The organism is Methylorubrum rhodesianum, assembly GCF_014199985.1.
Taxonomy (GTDB): domain Bacteria; phylum Pseudomonadota; class Alphaproteobacteria; order Rhizobiales; family Beijerinckiaceae; genus Methylobacterium; species Methylobacterium rhodesianum.
Genome location: NZ_JACHOS010000012.1, coordinates 170,662 through 184,999 on the forward strand (window position 1 = coordinate 170,662; position 14,338 = coordinate 184,999).

Below are 14,338 nucleotides of genomic sequence, written 5' to 3' on the forward strand. Positions count from 1 at the left end.
TCCTGCCCCTCCCCGGTCCCGTCCGCGCGCCGGGGCCATCCGGTATCGCGAATGCACGCTCCCGCGCCCCGTCTGCCGCCGAAACGGGCAGATGCCGGCGAGGGGCGGCCCGCCGCCGGCTCGGCGCTTCCCGCCGCGGCGGTCGGCGCGGCTCAACGGCCAAGCTGACCGTTCCGCGTGATCTGCGGCTTCTGGCACGCCTCCTGCAATGTGGTTTTTGACCGCTTTGATGGATGCGTGGGAACTCGGGAGCCGCAGCATGGCCGGAATGATGGACCGCAGACGGTTTCTGCAAGGGGCTTTGCAGGGCGGTGCCGCTGCTGTGGGATTTGCCCAGATCAATCCCGACTTCCTGATTTCCTCGGCCTTCGCGCAGGCGGGCAAGCCGCTGGTCTTCCTTTCGGCCGAGAACATCACCGGCAACTGGGATCCGACCGCTCACACCACGCTCTCGCAGAAGAACATCGAGGGCTTCGTGATGGGCTTCCTGACCCGCACGCCGATGACCCTCGAGGACCCCGGCAAGGTCGTCTACGAACTCGCCACCGACATCAAACTCCTCGATCCCCACCGCCTGCAGATCAAGCTGCGCAAGGGCGTGCAATTCCACGACGGCAAGCCGTTCGGGCCCGAGGACGTCAAGGCCACCTTCGAGTACGGTTCCGGCAAGGACAGGCCGGCGCAGTGGTATCCCGGCCCGACCGAGACGCTGACGATCACCACGCCCGACGACGAGACCGTGATCGTCGATACCTCCAAGGGGGGCTACCCGGCCCACCTCTTCATTTTCCTGGCCTCGTTCCTCCCGATCCTCTCGGCCAAGGACATCGCCGAGGGGCCCGGCGGCGCCCTCACCCGGCGCCTGAACGGGACGGGCCCGTTCCGCTTCGTCGAGCAGCGCGGCAACGACACCGTGCTCAAGGCCCATGACGGCTATTTCCGCGGCAAGCCGGGGATTCCGGGCATCAACTTCACCTTCACCGGCGATTCGACCACGCGGATGCTGTCGCTGATGAACGGTCAGGCCTCGATCGTCGAGCGGCTCGAACCCGAGCAGGTCGAGACGGTGAAGAGCAACCCGAAGATCGCGATCAACGAGGTGGTCTCGGTCGAGAACAAGTATCTCTGGTTCCGCTGCTCCAAGCCGCCCTTCAACGACGTGCGGGTGCGCATGGCCGCCTGCCATTCCATCGACCGGGCGATGCTGCTCGAGATCCTGGGCGCGGCGGGCCACGCCTCGGCGAACTTCATCTCGCCGGTGAAGTTCGGCTACGTCGAGCTGAACAACTACCCGGCCTACGATCCCGCCAAGGCCCAGGCGCTGCTGGCGGAAGCGGGCTACCCGAAGGGCAAGGGGCTGCCGCCGCTCGAATACATCACCTCGGTCGGCTTCTACCCGAAGACCAAGGAGTACGGCGAGGTCATCACCGCGATGCTCAACGAGCAGGGCTTTCCGGTGAGCCTGACCGTCCTGGAGCCGGCGGCCTGGAACGAGCGGCTCTACCACCGCCCCGGCGGCGGGCCCGGCCACATGGTCGATTGCGGCTGGTCCACCGGCTCGCCCGAGCCGGATCTGGTGCTGCGCACCCACTTCCACTCCTCCTCGCACCGGATCACCGGCATCGAGGATGCGGAGATCGACGCGAGCCTCGACCGGGAACGCGCGGCGCCGACGCTGGAGGCGCGCAAGGCCATCCTCCAGAACGAGACCATGCCGCTGCTCGCGGCCAAGGTGCCGGCCCTGTCGCTGTTCACCTCGGTGATGATCCACGCCATGCAGCGGGAGCTGAAGGGCCTCTACGTCTATCCGGACGGCTCGATCGACGCCTCGAAGACGGCGTGACGGGCAGGACCGCCTGACCGGACTCCCCGCGCCCGGCACCCGGCCGGGCCCGCCCCCGTCACCGGACCCGACACCCTCGATGTTCGTTCTCAGCTTCCTCGCCCGGCGCCTCGCGCAGGGTGCGGTCATCATCTTCCTCGTCTCGCTGCTGATCTTCACCCTGCTGCGGGTGATGTCGGGCAATCCCGTGCGCCAGATGGTGGGCGGGATGGCGCCCGACTCCCTGGTGGAGGAGATCGCCACGACGATGGGCCTGCGCGATCCGATCATCGTGCAGTTCGGCCGCTACGCCGCCGGGGTCGTCCAGGGCGATCTCGGCCGCAGCTTCGTGCGGCCGGCCAACGGTGCGGCGACGGGCGGCGCGAATTTCGACGACCTGACCCGCGGCGCGCGGGCCGGGGTCGGCGATCTCATCCTCGATGCCCTGCCGATGACCCTGCAGCTCGCCGCCCTGGCGCTCGCCATCGCGCTCGCCTTCTCGGCCCTGCTCGGGATCGCGGCGGGCCTGCGCCCCGGCGGCGTGTTCGACCGGCTCGCCTTCGCGGTCTCCTCGCTCTTCATCTCGATCCCGAACTTCTGGCTCGGGATCGTGCTGGCCCTGCTCCTGTCGGTGAAGCTCGGCTGGCTGCCGGCGATCGGCTACGGCGGCTTCTCCTACACGGTGCTGCCGGCCCTGGTGCTCGCCGTCGAACTGTCGCCGGTGCTGATCCGGACGCTGTCGAGCGCGGTCGCGGCGCAGATGGGCGAAGCCTACGTCGCCGCCGCCCAGGTGCGCGGCCTGTCGCGCCCGCGGATCGTCGCCGCGCACGCGCTGCGCAACGCCTCGGTGCCGCTCCTCAACCTTCTCGGCGTGCAGTTCTCCTCGCTGCTCGGGGGCGTGATCATCGTCGAATACATCTTCGACTATCCCGGACTCGGGCTCCTCACGATCAACGCCGTGCTCCAGCGCGACTTCCCGCTGATCCAGGGCATCGCGATCGTCACCAGTGCGATCTTCGTCCTGATCAACATCCTCGTCGATCTGGCGGCGACCACCATCGATCCGAGGCTCGAATACTGATGGACGCCGTGGAGACCTTCCCGAAGCGCTCTCAGTCGAAGTGGATGCCGGTTCGGCGAAAGAGAGCGCGTCAAAGCAAAAACCTGGAGCCGTGCTCGATCGCGGAGCGAGCGGACCCGGCTCCAGCGCTCGCCCCGCCGCGCGTCGATGTCACCGCCTCGCGTTCCATCGGCCGGCGCATCCTCGATCGCGCGGCCCGCTCCGGGGGCTTTCGCATCGGGGCCCTCCTGCTCGCCGGGCTCGTGCTCGCCGCCGCGCTCTACCCGGAGCTCAGCGGCATCGATCCGGCGATGCGGGACATCCGGGCGCGGCTGCTGCCGCCCCTGTTCCTCGGCGACAAGTGGAGCTGGGCCCACCCGCTCGGCACCGACCAGATCGGCCGCGACATGCTGGTGCGCTGCCTCGTCGGCCTGCGCTACTCCCTGCTGATCGGCGTGGCCTCGGTCGCCGTCACCGTGGTCATCGGCTGCGCGCTCGGCACGGTCGCCGGCTATTTCGGCGGGCGCACCGACACGGTGATCATGCGGATCACCGACGCGCAGCTCTCGATCCCGATGATCATCCTGGCGATCGCGGTGCTCGGCGCCGACCGCCCGACGATTCCTGCGATCATCCTCGTGCTCGGCCTGTCGAACTGGCCCGTCTACGCCCGCGTGATGCGCTCGGTGGTGATGGCCGAGCGCGGGCGCGAATACGTGCGCGCCGCGCAGGTCTCGGGCGCCACGCATCCGCGCATCCTCCTCACGCTGCTCGTGCCGCTGCTGGTGCCGCCGCTGCTCTTCACCTCGGTGCTCGACGTGGCGCGGATGATGATCTTCGAATCGACGCTGGGCTTCCTCGGCCTCGGCGTGCAGCCGCCGACCCCGACCTTCGGCAGCATCATCGCCGACGGGCGCAAGTACCTGCTCAACGCGTGGTGGATCGCCACCATGCCCGGCGTGTTCCTGTGCCTCACGCTGACGAGCATCAACCTGATCGGCGCCGCGTTCGAGCGCGCCCGCAACTCGATCCACGGGGGCGCCTGATGGACCCGGTGCTCTCCGTCCGCGACCTCTCCGTCGCCCTCACCCTCCCCGGGCGTGAGCGGACGATCCTCGACGCCATCGGCTTCGACGTCGCCCCGCGGGAGATCGTCGGCGTCGTCGGCGCCTCGGGGGCGGGCAAGACCGTGCTGTCGCGGGCGGTCGTCAACTGGATCGCTGCCCCGCTCGCCATCCGTTCCGGACATGTGTCCTTCCGCGGAACAGACCTGCTCGGGCTGCCTCCGCGCGCGATGCGGCGCCTGCGCCGCGACATCGCCTATGTCGGCGCCGACCCGATGGGCGCCCTCGACCCGACCCTGCCGGTCGGGCGCCAGATCGTCGAGAAACTGCGCGCCGTCATGCCGGACGTGAGCCGCCGGGAGGCGCAGGCGCGCGTGATCGCCCTGCTCGACGCCGTGCGCATCCCCTCGGCGACCGCGCGCTTCCACGATTACCCGTCGCAATTCTCCGGCGGCATGATGCAGCGCGCGCTGATCGTCGACGCCATGGTCTCGAACCCGGCGCTCTTGGTCGCCGACAACGTGACCCAGCCCCTCGACGTGACGGTGGCCGCCCAGGTGATCCGCCTGATGCGCGAACTCACCGAGCGTTTCGAGACCGCGATCCTGTTCGTCTCCTCCTCGCTGCCCGTGGCCCGCGAGGCGGCGAGCCGCACCCTGGTGATCGATCAAGGCCGTCTGGTCGAGGAGCAGCCGACCGAGGCGCTGATCGCCGCCCCGCGCCACGCCTATACCCGCGAGCTCGTCGCGCAGATCCCGGTGATCTGGGGCGAGCGCCCGAGCCTGCCGGCGGTGCCGAGGGCCGCCGGCGCGCGGCCCACGGACGCGATCATCAGCCTGCGGGACGTGTCGCAGACCTACCGGGTGAAGCGGCGCGGGAGTTTCGCCGCCACCAGCGACCTGCGCGCCGTCCGCAACGTCACCTTCGACATCGTCAAGGGCGACAGCTTCGCCGTGGTCGGCGAATCCGGCTGCGGGAAGTCCACCCTGATGCGGCTGCTCAGCCGCCTGGAGCGTCCGAGCGCCGGCCAAGTGCTGTGCGAGGGGCGCGACATCGCCCGCCTGTCGGGCGCCGAACTCCTCGGCTTCCGCCGCAAGCTGCAGCTGGTGCTGCAGGACCCGTTCAACTCGCTGCCGCCGCGCACCGGCATCGGCGCCATGCTGGAGGCGCCCCTGCGCATCCACGGCTGGCGCGATCCGAGGAAGATCCGCGAGCGGGTGCGCGCCGTGATGGACGATGTCGGCCTGCCCGTGGCGCTCTACGACGAGCTGCCGCTCGGGCTCTCGGCCGGGCAGCGCCAGCGGATCAACGTCGCCCGCGCCATGGTGCTCGAGCCCGAGATCCTGCTCATGGACGAGACGCTCTCGGCCCTCGACCAGACCGAGCAGTTCAAGCTGCTGGCCCTGTTCGAGAAACTCCAGCGCGCGCACGGGCTGACCTACATCTACATCAGCCACGACCTCGCGATGGTGCGAAAGGCCTGCAACCGCATCGCGGTGATGTATCTCGGCGAGGTCGTGGAGCTCGCCGACAACGAGCGCCTGTTCTTCGATCCCGGCCATCCCTACACCCGCGCCCTGCTCTCGGCGATGCCGGCCCTGGAGGCGCGGCGCTTCCGGCCGGAGGATTGCCTGATGGAGGGCGAGCCGCCGAGCCCGATCGACCTGCCGCAGGGCTGCGCCTTCCGCTCGCGCTGCCCGCAGGCGTTCGAGGCCTGCCTCCATCATCCGCCCTTCCTCACCGTGCGCGGCGCGCGCGACCTCGCCGCCTGCCACCGCGTGCCGGGCGCCGGCGCCGCCCTGCTGGCGGGCGCCGCCTGATGCCGCCCCTTCCCGAGACATCGATGAGATCCATGCCCGACATGACGGCCGACATGCTGGCTCCGCCCCCCGCGCGGATCGATCCCGCCCGCCTCCAGGCGATGATGGAGGCGGTCTCCGCCTTCGGCGGCGGAGCGGGCGGCGCCCTGACCCGCCTGACGCTGTCGCCGGAGGACGGGCAGGCGCGCGACTGGCTCGCCGCGTGGTTTGCCGCCCACGGCTTCGCGCCGCGGGTCGATGCGATCGGCAACCAGTTCGGGGTCCTGGACCTCGCCGGGCCCGGCGCGCCGACCGTGATGGTCGGCTCGCATCTCGACAGCCAGCCCAATGGCGGGCGCTTCGACGGAACGCTGGGCGTGCTCGCCGCCTGCGAGGCGGTCCTCTCCGTCCGCGCGGCGCTCGAAGCGGCGGGCACGGCCTCCGCCTGCAACTTCGCGGTCGCCAACTGGACCAACGAGGAGGGCGCCCGCTTCCAGCCGAGCCTGCTCGGCAGCAGCGTCTTCACCGGCGCGGCGGATCTCGACTGGGCCCTTGCCCGGCGCGACGGCGACGGGGTCACGGTGGCCGAGGCCCTGTCGCGGATCGGTTATGCCGGGACCGATTCCGTGCCGGTGCCCGACGCCTTCATCGAGCTGCACATCGAGGGCGGCCCGATCCTGGAGCGGGAGGGCCTGCGCTTCGGCGCCTTCACCCGCTTCTGGGGCGCCACCAAGTACCGCCTCGCCTTCCTCGGGCGTCAGGCCCATACCGGCCCGACGCCGATGGCCGAGCGGCGCGACGCGCTTCTCGGCGCCGCCTACCTGATCGCCGATCTCAAGGCGATGACGGCCGATTACGGCCTCGACCTGCACACCTCCGTCGGCCGCCTCGAAGTGCGGCCGAACTCGCCGAACACCGTCCCGAGCGAGGCGGTCCTGTTCATCGAGCTGCGCTCCGGCTCGCCCGCGATCCTCGAAGAGGCCGAACTCCGGCTCAAGGCGGCGATCGACCTCGCCGCCGCCCGCGCCGAGGTCGGCCACGAGGTGCGCGCCATCGACCGCCGGGCCGCCGGGCCGATGGCGCCGGGCCTCGTGCGGCTCGCCGAGCGCGCGGGGGCGGCCAACGGCACGGTCGCCCGCCACCTCGACACGATCGGCGGCCACGACGCCGTCAGCCTCTCCGCCGTCTGCCCGGCGGTGGTGCTGGCGGTGCCCTGCCGCGGCGGCGTGATGCACCACCCGACCGAGTTCGCGAGCCCCGAGGACCAAGCCGTCGGCACCCAGGTGCTCGCCGACATGCTGATGATCCTGGCGGTCGAGGGCATGGCCGTCATCGAGGCCGGGGGAGGACGCCGATGAAGCCGCTCGGCACGCCCGAGGATGCCTCCGAGCGCCTCGCCGAGGCCGCTCTGGCGCAGGCCTTCGCCGCGCTCCCCGGCCTTCGGGGCGGGGTCGCGCATTACGAGGTGGCCGTGCCCGGCCTCGCCTCGCCCTCCTATCACGGAGTCGAATCCACGACCTATCGCGTGGCGGACGCGCAGGGCGCCGAGGCGAGCCTGTTCCTCAAGGTGTCCGAACCCTGCGCCGCGGCGCTGCTCGACCCCGCCGCCGCCTTCCGTGCGGCGCAAGGGATCGCCGCGCTGGGCCTCGCGCCGGAGCCGCTGCACGTCGCGGCGGATCAGGGTGCGATCCTGTTCCGGTGCCTCGGCCCGGACTGGCGCCCGGCCACCCTCGACACGCTTCAGCGGCCGGAGGGCATGGCGACCGTGATCGACGCCTTCCGCCGGATCGGCGCGGGCGAGGCCTTCGGCCGGCCCTGGAGCGTGTTCGAGGCGATCCGCGACCTCCGCGCCCTGCTCGGGCCGGGCGCCGACAGCCTGCCGCCCGACGCGTGGTTCCTGTTCGACTGGGCCGAGGCGATCGAGGCGGCGCTCGCGGCCGCCGGCACGGATATCCGCCCGGCGCATGCCGACCCGCACGCCTCCAACCTGCTGTTCGGCCCCGGCGGCGCCCTGCAGTTCGTCGATTTCGACATGGCCTGCGACACCGACCCCCATTACCAGCTCGGCGCCTTCCTCAACGAGGCCTGCGCCTTCGAGACGCCGATGCGGGCCGGCATCGAGATGGCGGAGGGGCAGTTCCGGCCCGAGGTGTTCAACCGCGCCCGCGCCTACGCGGCGGCCGACGACCTGCACTGGGGCCTGCGGGCGCTCGCCATGGACCGGCTCTCGCCCCGCCGCTCGCTCGAATTCCGCAAATACGCCGCCTGGCGCTTCCTGCGCTGCCGGATGCTCGTCGGCCGGCCGGGCTTCGAGGAAACCCTGAGAGCCCTGTGAGGAGGTGACGATGATCGTTCTGGGTCAGGCGGCCACCGAGGCCGAGCACGCCTTCGAGGCCGCCCTGCGCGCCGTGCCGCGCTGGCAGGGGCGCGCGACGCGCTACCGCCCGGTTCTCGGCGGGATCAGCAACGTCAACTGGCGCGTCGAGATCGAGGGCGAGCCGCATTCCTACTTCGTCAAGATGCCGGGCCGGGGCACCGAGATGTTCATCGACCGCGCCGCCGCCCGCGCCGCCAGCCGGCAGGCGGAGGTGATCGGGCTGGGGCCCCGCACCTTCGACGATCTCGACGCGCACGGCATCGAGATCGCCGAGTTCGTGGACGGGCGCCGCCCCTCGACCAACCGCGACTTCGCCGATCCGGCCCTGCGGGCGGAGGCGATGCGCGTCTACCGCCGCTTCCACGCCGCCCCGCTCCTGCCGCTGACCAAGACCGTGTTCGACATGATCGACGAGCACGACCGGCAGGCGGCCGAACTCGGCGCCCTCCTGCCCCCGGACCAAGCCTGGCTGACCCGCCAGACCCGGCTGGCGCGGGCGGCGATCGAAGCGTCCGGTCTCGATCTCGTGCCCTGCTTCAACGACCCGATGCCGGGCAACTTCCTGATCGGCGAGGACGGCTCGATCCTCTTGATCGACTTCGAGTACGCCTCCAACAACGACCGGCTCTACGACATCGCGATCTGGAGCGGGGAGATGTTCTTCCCCGAGAGCGTCGATCGCGAACTGATCGAACAGTATTTCGGCCGCTACGACGAAGCTTTGTTTGCGCGCCTGATGGTGCACAAGGCGCTCGCCGACGTGAAGTGGTCGACCTGGGCGATGGTGCAGAACCGCATCTCCACCCTCGACTTCGATTTCTACAAGTACGGGATCTGGAAGCACATGCGCGCCCGCTCGATCATGAACGACCCGCGCTGGCCGCTCTTCCTGAAGGCGCTCTGAGCGATGGGTCCGGCTGCTCCCACGACCGGCACCCTCGCCGCCGACGACATCCTCGCCTTCGCCGCCGAACTGGCGGAGGCGGCGCGCCCGATCGCGCGCGCCTATTTCCGCACCCCCCTCGACATCGTGACGAAGGCCGACGAGAGCCCGGTGACCTTGGCCGACCGCGCCATCGAGGCGCGCCTGCGCGGCCTGATCGAGGCGCGGTTTCCCGATCACGGCATCTTCGGCGAGGAGATGGGGGTGAAGCCCGGCACGGCGCCCGGAAACGGCCCGGTCTGGGTGATCGATCCCATCGACGGCACCAAGAGCTTCGTCACCGGCCTGCCGCTGTTCGGCACCCTGATCGCCTTCCTCGACGGCGGGGTGCCGCTCGTCGGGCTGATCGACATGCCGGCGCTGGGCGAGCGCTGGACCGGGCGGCCGGGGCAGGCCCTGTTCGGGGCCGAGCCCGCCCGCACCAGCGGCTGCCGGAGCCTGTCGGCGGCGCGCTCCTTCACCACGGCGCCCGACGGGTTCATCGGCGAAGACGCGGCGCGCTACCGCCGCCTCAGCGCAGCCACGGCCCTGCGCCGCTTCGGCGGCGATTGCTACGCCTACGGCCTGCTGGCCTCCGGCCATTGCGACCTGATCGCCGAGACCGGCCTCCAGCCCTACGACTACATGGCGCTGGTGCCGGTGATCCGCGCGGCGGGCGGGGTTGTCACCGACTGGGCCGGCGCAGACCTCACCCTCGGCTCCGACGGGCGGGTGCTCGCGGCGGCGAGCCCGGAACTGCACGCGCAGGCACTGGCGATCCTGCGGGAATGAGGCCGCCGGCAGGGACCCGATCACGGGCCCCGACGATGGTGCGGGGCGGCGCCTCGCGGCGGAGACGAAGACCGCCCCACGCGCCGGCCGGATGCAAGTTCGGATCGCAGAGCGCTTAAAACATGGGCATCGAAGGTAAAAACTTGCGCATCGACGGGATGCTCTTTGCTTGACTGGGAAAATCGCCAATTTTAAAAATGTAATCGAGTTGATCGCTAGGGTTCCAGCATCGCTTCGATGTGTTCGGTCCGAGAGCGGTTGCCGCGGCGGGAGACATCCGCCCGGATGCACGGCGGGATAAAAGCCCGGGAGACCTCACTGGCCAGAGATTGGCAAGGACAGGTCTTGTACAATCTCTTTCTGTATTGGAAGGGACGTATGCCCGGCAGAGCCTCCAAGATCGACTGTTCGACCTCTTTGAGCGGCGCCCTCCCGCGCTCCCACCGCCGGCCCGTCCTGGCCGCGCGTCCCCCCGGTTTTCCCAACCCCGTTCCGTAGGCCGCGCCCGCGCGGGGACGCTCCACATCCTCGTGGTGGCCGCCTGCCAACAGGCCTGCTTTGGCTGTCCGACAGCGGGCTTCGCCCCGCCGCCTGCCTCTGCGCGCGCTTGCACGCCGCGCCCGCCCCAGCTCCGTGTCCGGCCGCAAGCGGCCATCCCAGACGACAAGACATGCCAGGAGACGAGACATGCGCATCCCGAGCCTGATCACCGGCGGTCTCACAGGGGTCCGGCGCGGCCTGTCCGCCCTCACCCTCGCCGTCGGGCTCCTCGCCGCACCGATGGCACAGGCCGCCGAGCCGCTGCGCATCGGCTACAGCGACTGGCCGGGCTGGGTGGCGTGGCAGGTCGCCATCGAGAAGGGCTGGCTCAAGGAGGCCGGCATCGACGCGAAGTTCGAGTGGTTCGACTACTCGGCCTCGATGGACGCCTTCTCGGCGGGCAAGCTCGACGCGGTGACCTGCACCAACGGCGACGCGCTCGTGATGAGCGGCAACGGCGCCAAGAACGTCATGATCATGCTCACCGACTACTCCAACGGCAACGACATGATCGTCGGCAAGCCGGGGGTGAAGTCGCTGGCCGACTTGAAGGGCAAGAAGGTCGGTCTCGAAGTCGGCCTCGTCGAGCACCTCCTCCTCATCGACGGCCTGCAGAAGGCCGGGATCAAGGAGAGCGACGTCAGCCTCGTCAACGCCAAGACCAACGAGACGCCGCAGATCCTCGCCTCGGGCGACGTCTCGGCCATCGGCGCGTGGCAGCCGATCGCGGGTCAGGCCATGCGCGGCGCGGCGGGGGCCCGCCCGCTCTACACCTCCGCCGACCGGCCGGGCCTGATCTACGACGTAGTCACGGTGACGCCCGCGAGCCTCGCCGCGCGGCGGCCCGACTGGATCAAGCTCGTCGGCCTGTGGGACCGGGTGGTGGCCTATATCCAGGATCCGAAGACGCAGGGCGACGCCGTGGCGATCATGGCGGCCAAGGTCGGCATCGAGCCCGCCGTCTTCACCCGCTTCCTCAAGGGCACGAAGCTCCTCACGCTCGCCGAAGGCCGCGCGGTGATGAAGGACGCCGACGGCTTCGGCTCGCTCTACGGGTCGAGCCGGCACGCGGACGCCTTCAACGTCAAGTTCGAGGTCTACAAGACCCCGCAGGACGTGAAGGCCGCGATCGATCCCGCCCTCACCGACGGCAAGTGAGCGGCAAGTGAGGGGAGAGGAGCCGATGCGCGCGCCGCAGCCTCGACACCTGTCCGACCGGGACGCCGCTCCGGCGGTGGCGGTTGCCCCGCTCCCGCCGGTGGCGGGGGCCGCCCCCGTCGCCGGCCGGGCGCGGCGATCCTGGATCGGCGTGGCGCGCCCGCTCTCGCGGCGGCGGCACGGGACGCTGACGCTCCTCTCCTTCCTGATCCCGCTCGGCCTGTGGGCCGCCGTCTCCTACCTCCCCTTCCTCTGGCATCCCCTGGTCGAGGTGACGAACCCCGGCGACGTGGCCTGGATGGAGCCCGGCATGCGGGTGCCGCGGGCGGCCTTCGCCGAGGAGGTCGCGGCGGCCCAGGGCGCCGGCGGCGCGGGCCCCGAGGGCCGGCCCGCCAACCCGGTCTACCTGCCGGCCCCGCACGAGGTCGCGGTCGCCCTCTGGACCGCGCTCACGGCGCCGCCGCCCCAGCGCGACGCGATCTGGCTGCCCGCGAGCCTGTGGCACTCGATCCAGATCATCTTCTGGGGCTTCACGATCTCCTCCCTCGTCGGCGTGCCGCTCGGCGTGCTGTGCGGGGCGCAAGCCTCGATCGCCCGGCTGACCGAGCCCGTAATCGAGTTCGTGCGCTACCTGCCGGCGCCGGCTTTCGGCGCGCTGATGGTCGCGATCCTCGGGATCTACGACGGGCCGAAGATCGCCATCATCGTCATCGGCACCTTCTTTCAGCAGGTGCTCGTCATCGCCAACACCACCCGCCGGGTCGATCCGCTGCTGGTCGAGGCCGCGCTCACCATGGGCTCGCGCAACCTGCGCCTGATCCGCCGGGTGATCGTGCCGGCGGTGCTGCCGCAGATCTACCGCGACCAGCGCATCCTGCTCGGCTGGGCCTGGACCTACCTGATCGTCGCGGAACTGATCGGCACCTCGTCGGGCATCACCTTCTTCATCACGCAACAGGCCCGCTACCAGCATTTCGACAACGTCTACGCCGCGATCCTCGTGATCGGCCTCGTCGGCATCGCCACCGACATCGCGCTCGCGCTGCTCGGCCGCCGGCTCTTCCCCTATGCGAGGGCCGAGGCATGAGCGGCGCCCCCATCACCCTGCCGATCGAGGCCTGCGACTACCGCACCCAGTGCGAGCCCGTGCGCGCCCGCTTCGAGCGGCTGAAGGCCCGCGAGGTCGCGCTCAGGGTCGAGGGCCTCGGCAAGGTGTTCCGCAACGCGGACGGCGTCGAGACCGTGGCTTTGCGCGGCATCGACCTCGTCACCCATCGCCGTGAATTCCTCTGCGTCGTCGGGCCGTCGGGCTGCGGCAAGTCGACCTTCGTGCGCATCCTCGCCGGGCTCGAGACCAAGAGTTCGGGCACCGTCAGCGTCGGCGGCGTGCCGGTGTCGGGTCCCGGCGCCGACCGGGGCATGGTGTTCCAGGGCTACACCCTGTTCCCCTGGCTCACCGTCAAGCGCAACGTCGCCTTCGGTCTCGAAGAGAACGGCGAGGCCCGGCATGTGGCCGAGCGCGAGGCGCTGCAATGGCTGGCGCTGATCGGGCTGGAGCGCTTCGCCGACGCCTATCCGCACCAGCTCTCCGGCGGCATGAAGCAGCGCGTCGCCATCGCCCGCGCGCTGGCCATGCGCCCGCGCATCCTCCTGATGGACGAGCCGTTCTCGGCGCTCGACGCGCAGTCCCGCGCCCGGATGCAGGCCTACCTGATCGAGATCTGGCGCAAGATCGACATCACCATCGTCTTCATCACCCACGACCTCGACGAGGCGGTCTATCTCGCCGACCGCATCCTCGTCCTGAAGGCCCATCCCGGCGAGGTCGAGGAGCTGATCGAGGTGCCGGTGCCCCGGCCGCGCCATCCCGGTCAGATGCAGATGCCGGAATTCCACGCCACCCGCGCCCGGCTCGACGCGCTGATCCATCCAGGTGAAGCCGAGGCCGACGGCCCGGCCGATCTGGGCAGCCTCGACATGGTCACCCGCATGGCGAGCGCGGGGGACGAGGTCGAATGAGCACGCCTCTCCTTTGGTCCGACCGCACCTGGGAGGAGATCCCCGGTGACCTCGCGGGCGCCGCGCAGGCCGCGCTCCTGCCGATCGGCGCCACCGAGCAGCACGGGCCGCATCTCGGCTGCGGCATGGATTTCGTGCTGGCCGATCACCTCTGCCGCGCGGTCTCGGCCCGCACCGGCGTGCCGATGCTGCCCACCCTGCCCTACGGCTGCTCGCTCGGCCATTCGCGGCGCTGGCCCGGCACCATCGCCTTCGACCCGCTGCTGATGACCGACCTCGTCCGGCAGATCGGGGAACAGGCCTATCACTCGGGCGTGCGCCGCCTGTTCCTCGTCAACGCCCACGTCACCAATGCCGCGCCCCTGCGCTGTGCCCTCGAACTCCTGCGGGCGGCCCACGACGACCTGATGGTGGCGCTCGTCAACACCGCCACCGTCAGCGGGCGGGTGCGCTCCGCCCATTTCCTGGACGCCGAGGACTGGCACGCCAACCGGGCCGAGACCGCGCTGATGCAGGCCGTGGCCCCCGCCCTGGTGCGGGAGGACCGCATCGCGCAGGCCGATGATCCCGATCGGACCGGTGGCCTCGTCTTCGCCCACCCGGTCAACCGCACCAGCCGCAACGGCGTCACCGGCACCCCCTCGCAGGCGAGTGCCGCGGAGGGTGCCGAGCTGTTCGCCTGGATGGTCGAGGACCTGACCGCCCTCGTCCGGCGCGGGCTCACCGAGACCCCGCCCCTTCCCCATTCCTACGACGGCCCCGCCGTCCCCATGCCAGGAGCCTGA

General features: G+C 70.7%; 12 protein-coding genes and 1 riboswitch. All 12 genes read left to right on the forward strand.

The window, feature by feature from the left end:
* The first annotated feature begins 259 nt into the window (after positions 1-259).
* A complete protein-coding gene (locus HNR01_RS18385) occupies positions 260-1,843 on the forward strand; it encodes an ABC transporter substrate-binding protein (protein WP_026105504.1) in 1,584 nt (527 codons plus the stop codon).
* Between the two features lie 79 nt (positions 1,844-1,922).
* Positions 1,923-2,903 carry an ABC transporter permease gene (locus tag HNR01_RS18390; protein WP_183668950.1) on the forward strand — a complete coding sequence of 327 codons (981 nt, stop codon included), beginning with the start codon at positions 1,923-1,925 and terminating at the stop codon, positions 2,901-2,903.
* The gene (locus HNR01_RS18395; RefSeq protein ID WP_246417548.1) at positions 2,903-3,928 is read left to right on the forward strand and encodes an ABC transporter permease; all 1,026 of its coding nucleotides are present in this window, start codon (positions 2,903-2,905) and stop codon (positions 3,926-3,928) included. The genes HNR01_RS18390 and HNR01_RS18395 overlap by 1 nt, the downstream gene beginning before the upstream one ends.
* Positions 3,928-5,766, forward strand: a complete 1,839-nt coding sequence (locus HNR01_RS18400) for a dipeptide ABC transporter ATP-binding protein (RefSeq protein WP_183668952.1) — start codon at positions 3,928-3,930, stop codon at positions 5,764-5,766. Before HNR01_RS18395 ends, HNR01_RS18400 begins: the two co-directional genes overlap by 1 nt.
* 32 nt (positions 5,767-5,798) lie before the next feature.
* Positions 5,799-7,103: a Zn-dependent hydrolase gene (locus HNR01_RS18405; protein ID WP_153874868.1), complete on the forward strand. Its 1,305-nt coding sequence runs from the start codon at positions 5,799-5,801 to the stop codon at positions 7,101-7,103.
* Positions 7,100-8,080, forward strand: coding sequence for a phosphotransferase family protein (locus HNR01_RS18410; RefSeq protein WP_183668954.1), 981 nt, complete (start codon positions 7,100-7,102; stop codon positions 8,078-8,080). The genes HNR01_RS18405 and HNR01_RS18410 overlap by 4 nt, the downstream gene beginning before the upstream one ends.
* A 10-nt stretch (positions 8,081-8,090) precedes the next feature.
* Positions 8,091-9,026: a phosphotransferase gene (locus tag HNR01_RS18415; RefSeq protein ID WP_153874866.1), complete on the forward strand. Its 936-nt coding sequence runs from the start codon at positions 8,091-8,093 to the stop codon at positions 9,024-9,026.
* Positions 9,027-9,029: 3 nt separating this feature from the next.
* The gene (locus HNR01_RS18420; RefSeq protein ID WP_183668956.1) at positions 9,030-9,836 is read left to right on the forward strand and encodes an inositol monophosphatase family protein; all 807 of its coding nucleotides are present in this window, start codon (positions 9,030-9,032) and stop codon (positions 9,834-9,836) included.
* 204 nt (positions 9,837-10,040) lie between these two features.
* A riboswitch (guanidine-I (ykkC/yxkD leader) is annotated at positions 10,041-10,150 on the forward strand.
* Positions 10,151-10,523: 373 nt separating this feature from the next.
* The gene (locus HNR01_RS18425) at positions 10,524-11,534 is read left to right on the forward strand and encodes an ABC transporter substrate-binding protein (protein ID WP_017484402.1); all 1,011 of its coding nucleotides are present in this window, start codon (positions 10,524-10,526) and stop codon (positions 11,532-11,534) included.
* A 25-nt stretch (positions 11,535-11,559) separates the two neighbouring features.
* Positions 11,560-12,621, forward strand: a complete 1,062-nt coding sequence (locus HNR01_RS18430; RefSeq protein WP_183668958.1) for an ABC transporter permease — start codon at positions 11,560-11,562, stop codon at positions 12,619-12,621.
* On the forward strand, positions 12,618-13,553 hold the full coding sequence (locus tag HNR01_RS18435) for an ABC transporter ATP-binding protein (RefSeq protein WP_183668960.1): 936 nt from the start codon (positions 12,618-12,620) through the stop codon (positions 13,551-13,553). The genes HNR01_RS18430 and HNR01_RS18435 overlap by 4 nt, the downstream gene beginning before the upstream one ends.
* Positions 13,550-14,338, forward strand: coding sequence for a creatininase family protein (locus tag HNR01_RS18440; RefSeq protein WP_183668962.1), 789 nt, complete (start codon positions 13,550-13,552; stop codon positions 14,336-14,338). Before HNR01_RS18435 ends, HNR01_RS18440 begins: the two co-directional genes overlap by 4 nt.

Coding starts and splice junctions, on each gene's coding strand:
- HNR01_RS18385 (WP_026105504.1), top strand. CDS start 260: ATGGCCGGAATGATGGACCGCAGACGGTTTCTGCAAGGGGCTTTGCAG.
- HNR01_RS18420 (WP_183668956.1), top strand. CDS start 9,030: ATGGGTCCGGCTGCTCCCACGACCGGCACCCTCGCCGCCGACGACATC.
- HNR01_RS18430 (WP_183668958.1), top strand. CDS start 11,560: ATGCGCGCGCCGCAGCCTCGACACCTGTCCGACCGGGACGCCGCTCCG.
- HNR01_RS18390 (WP_183668950.1), top strand. CDS start 1,923: ATGTTCGTTCTCAGCTTCCTCGCCCGGCGCCTCGCGCAGGGTGCGGTC.
- HNR01_RS18405 (WP_153874868.1), top strand. CDS start 5,799: ATGCCCGACATGACGGCCGACATGCTGGCTCCGCCCCCCGCGCGGATC.
- HNR01_RS18425 (WP_017484402.1), top strand. CDS start 10,524: ATGCGCATCCCGAGCCTGATCACCGGCGGTCTCACAGGGGTCCGGCGC.
- HNR01_RS18435 (WP_183668960.1), top strand. CDS start 12,618: ATGAGCGGCGCCCCCATCACCCTGCCGATCGAGGCCTGCGACTACCGC.
- HNR01_RS18440 (WP_183668962.1), top strand. CDS start 13,550: ATGAGCACGCCTCTCCTTTGGTCCGACCGCACCTGGGAGGAGATCCCC.
- HNR01_RS18400 (WP_183668952.1), top strand. CDS start 3,928: ATGGACCCGGTGCTCTCCGTCCGCGACCTCTCCGTCGCCCTCACCCTC.
- HNR01_RS18395 (WP_246417548.1), top strand. CDS start 2,903: ATGGACGCCGTGGAGACCTTCCCGAAGCGCTCTCAGTCGAAGTGGATG.
- HNR01_RS18415 (WP_153874866.1), top strand. CDS start 8,091: ATGATCGTTCTGGGTCAGGCGGCCACCGAGGCCGAGCACGCCTTCGAG.
- HNR01_RS18410 (WP_183668954.1), top strand. CDS start 7,100: ATGAAGCCGCTCGGCACGCCCGAGGATGCCTCCGAGCGCCTCGCCGAG.